Source organism: Streptomyces sp. F001, from assembly GCF_004187715.1.
In the GTDB taxonomy this organism is placed as follows: domain Bacteria; phylum Actinomycetota; class Actinomycetes; order Streptomycetales; family Streptomycetaceae; genus Streptomyces; species Streptomyces flavusporus.
Genome location: NZ_QZWF01000126.1, coordinates 1 through 3,252, shown reverse-complemented (window position 1 = coordinate 3,252; position 3,252 = coordinate 1). Strand labels below are relative to the sequence as shown.

Below are 3,252 nucleotides of genomic sequence, written 5' to 3'. Positions count from 1 at the left end.
GGTCGCTGCTGGACAACTTCGAGTGGGCCCGTGGCTACGGCCAGCGCTTCGGCATCGTCCGGGTCGACTACGCCACGCAGGCGCGCACGCCCAAGGACAGCTACCACTGGTACCAGCGGCTGATCGCCGCCCACCGCACCCGCGGCGGCGCCTGACCCACCGCTCCCGGCAGCCGCACCACCCCTCGTTAAGGACCCCCCATGAAGTTCACCGACGGCTACTGGCTCATGCGCGACGGCGTCAAGGCGTCGTACGCGACCGAGGTCGCCGACGTACAGGTCACCGACGACCGGTTCACGCTCTACGCGCCCGTGCGGCACGTGACGAAGCGCGGCCACACCCTCAACAGCCCGCTGCTGACCGTCGAATGCTGGTCCCCCGCCGAAGGAGTGATCGGCGTCCGCTCCACCCACCACGCAGGCGCCGCCGAGCGCGGCCCGGAGTTCGCGCTGCGCGCCGAGCCGGGCCACACGGCGAAGGTCACCCGCGAGGGCTCGCTGCTCGAGCTGACGGCCGGGGAGCTGTCCCTGCGCGTGGACACCGCGGCACCGTGGCGGCTGGACTTCACCGCGGACGGCTGCGTCCTCACCTCCGCCGAGGCGCGCGGGACCGGCTTCGCGGTCACCGGCGACGGCAGCCACCACTCGCTGGGCCAACTGTCGCTCGGTGTCGGCGAGTTGGTGTACGGGCTCGGCGAACGGTTCACCCCGTTCGTCAAGAACGGCCAGAGCGTGGACATCTGGCAGGCAGACGGCGGCACCGCGAGCGAGCAGGCGTACAAGAACGTTCCGTTCCATCTGACCAACCGCGGCTACGGCGTCTTCGTCAACCATCCCGGAAAGGTGAGCTACGAGGTCGGCTCGGAGGCCGTCGGGCAGGTGCAGTTCAGCGTCGAGGACCAGTCGCTGGAGTACTTCGTCGTGTACGGCCCGACACCCAAGGACATCCTGAACCGCTACACGGCGCTGACCGGACGCCCGGCGCTGCCGCCGGCCTGGTCGTTCGGGCTGTGGCTGTCGACCTCGTTCACCACCTCCTACGACGAGGAGACGGTGAACCGGTTCGTACGCGGCATGGCCGAGCGCGACATCCCGCTCGGGGTGTTCCACTTCGACTGCTTCTGGATGCGCGAGTACCAGTGGTGCGACTTCACCTGGGACCCGGACGTCTTCCCGGACCCCGAGGGCATGCTGCGGCGCCTGAAGGACGAGCACGAGCTGCGCGTGTCGGTGTGGATCAACCCGTACATCGCGCAGAAGTCCGCGCTGTTCGCGGAGGCCAAACGGCACGGCTTTCTGGTCCGCAGGGCAGGCGGCGACGTGTGGCAGTGGGACCTGTGGCAGGCGGGCATGGCCCTCGTCGACTTCACCAACCCGGACGCGCGGGAGTGGTACGCGGGCAAGCTGCGCGCGCTCGCCGCGCAGGGCGTCGACTGCTTCAAGACCGACTTCGGCGAGCGTATCCCCACCGACGTGGTCTGGCACGACGGCTCCGACCCGGAGCGGATGCACAATTACTACACGCAGCTCTACAACGAGACCGTCTTCGACGTGCTGCACGAGGCACGGGGCGCGGGCGAGGCCGTGCTCTTCGCGCGCTCGGCGACGGCCGGCGGCCAGCAGTTCCCGGTCCACTGGGGCGGCGACTGCGAGTCCCACTTCGGTGCGATGGCCGAATCGCTGCGCGGCGGGCTGTCGCTGGGCCTGTCCGGCTTCGGCTTCTGGAGCCACGACATCGGCGGCTTCGAGGGCACGCCGACGCCCGAGGTCTTCAAGCGCTGGGTGCAGTTCGGCCTGCTGTCGTCGCACAGCCGGCTGCACGGCAGCAAGTCCTATCGGGTGCCGTGGGACTACGACGAGGAGGCGGTCGCGGTCACCCGCGACTTCACCCGCCTCAAGCACCGGCTGATGCCGTACCTGTTCCGCGCGGCCCAGCAGGCGGCGGAGCGCGGCACGCCGGTCATGCGGGCGATGGTGCTGGAATTCCCCGACGACCCCGCCTGCCACACCCTCGACCGGCAGTACATGCTCGGCGACGACCTGCTCGTCGCTCCCGTCTTCTCGGCGGACGGCACCGTCGACTACTACGTGCCGGACGGCACCTGGACCCATCTGCTGTCGGGCGAGCAGGTCCAGGGGCCCGGCTGGCGGCGTGAGCAGTACGGCTTCGACAGCCTCCCCCTGCTCGCCCGGCCCGGCTCGGTCATCCCGTACGGCGAGAGCGACGACGCGGCGGAGTACGACTGGGCGCACGGGGTGACGCTGCGGGTCCACGCGCCGGTCGACGGTACGACGGTCACGACGCGGATCCCGGCCCCGGGCGCCCGGGACGGCGCGGCAGCCGTCTTCCGGACGAGCCGCGACGGCGACACGGTCACGGTCGAGGCGGAGGGTGCACCGGGGCCGTGGCAGGTGCTGCTGGTGGGCGCGGCGGCGGAACCCGGCGACCCCGGATCGCCGGCCCGGACCGAGCGGACCGCGCTCGGCACGCTGCTCGCCGTACCCGCGGGCACGGCCCACCTCACGGCACTTCTCACCGGGAGCTGATGCCTCTCTCGCCGCGGGCACAGTGAGGATGCCCGCTCCACCCAAACATCACCACCTTGACAGGTGACGCCCATACTGCGACGATCGGGTCACCTCCTGAACAGGTGACCCGCGATGCGTGTCCCCGCCAAGGAGTTCTCTCGACTCGAGTTTTCTCGACTTACGAGACCCGCAACGCTCCGACTTCCCTATGAGGACATGCAATGCCGAACAGCTACACCGCCGTTGTGAACGTCACCGGCGAAGGCCGCAACGGTGGCCGCGTCCAGTCCGACGACCGTCTGCTGGAGACCACGCTCTCCTACCCCAAGGAGCTCGGCGGGTCCGGCACCGCCACCAACCCCGAGCAGCTTTTCGCCGCGGGCTGGGGTGCCTGTTTCCTCGGCGCCGTCCGCCGGGCCGCCGCGGACCGGAAGGTCAGGCTGACCAGTACCGAGATCAACGCCGAGATCAGCCTGAACCACAACGACGGCGGTTACTCCCTCGCCGCCGTCCTCAACCTCGAACTCGGCGGCGTCGACCAGGACCAGGCCACCGAGCTCGCCGACGCCGCCCATCAACTCTGCCCCTACTCCAAGGCCACCCGCGGCAACATCCCCGTCACCATCAACGCCACTGCCGTCTGATGAACGCAGTCCCGCAGAAGGAATTGCCGGCAGTCGACATCCTCCCTCCTCTGAAGAGGGGGATTCCAACCCAGTTGGGT

At 69.8% G+C, this 3,252-nt stretch carries 3 protein-coding genes; all 3 read left to right on the top strand.

All coding sequences use genetic code 11. The features are described from left to right. On the top strand, window positions 1-155 hold a 155-nt coding region (locus tag StrepF001_RS44800; RefSeq protein ID WP_129803812.1), incomplete at its 5' end, for a family 1 glycosylhydrolase. Window positions 156-200: 45 nt separating this feature from the next. Beyond that, window positions 201-2,546 (top strand): alpha-xylosidase, encoded by a 2,346-nt coding sequence (yicI, locus tag StrepF001_RS44795; RefSeq protein WP_129803811.1) that lies wholly within the window; start codon window positions 201-203, stop codon window positions 2,544-2,546. A gap of 203 nt (window positions 2,547-2,749) precedes the next feature. Continuing rightward, window positions 2,750-3,172, top strand: a complete 423-nt coding sequence (locus StrepF001_RS44790) for an organic hydroperoxide resistance protein (protein WP_129803810.1) — start codon at window positions 2,750-2,752, stop codon at window positions 3,170-3,172. Window positions 3,173-3,252 lie beyond the last annotated feature (80 nt).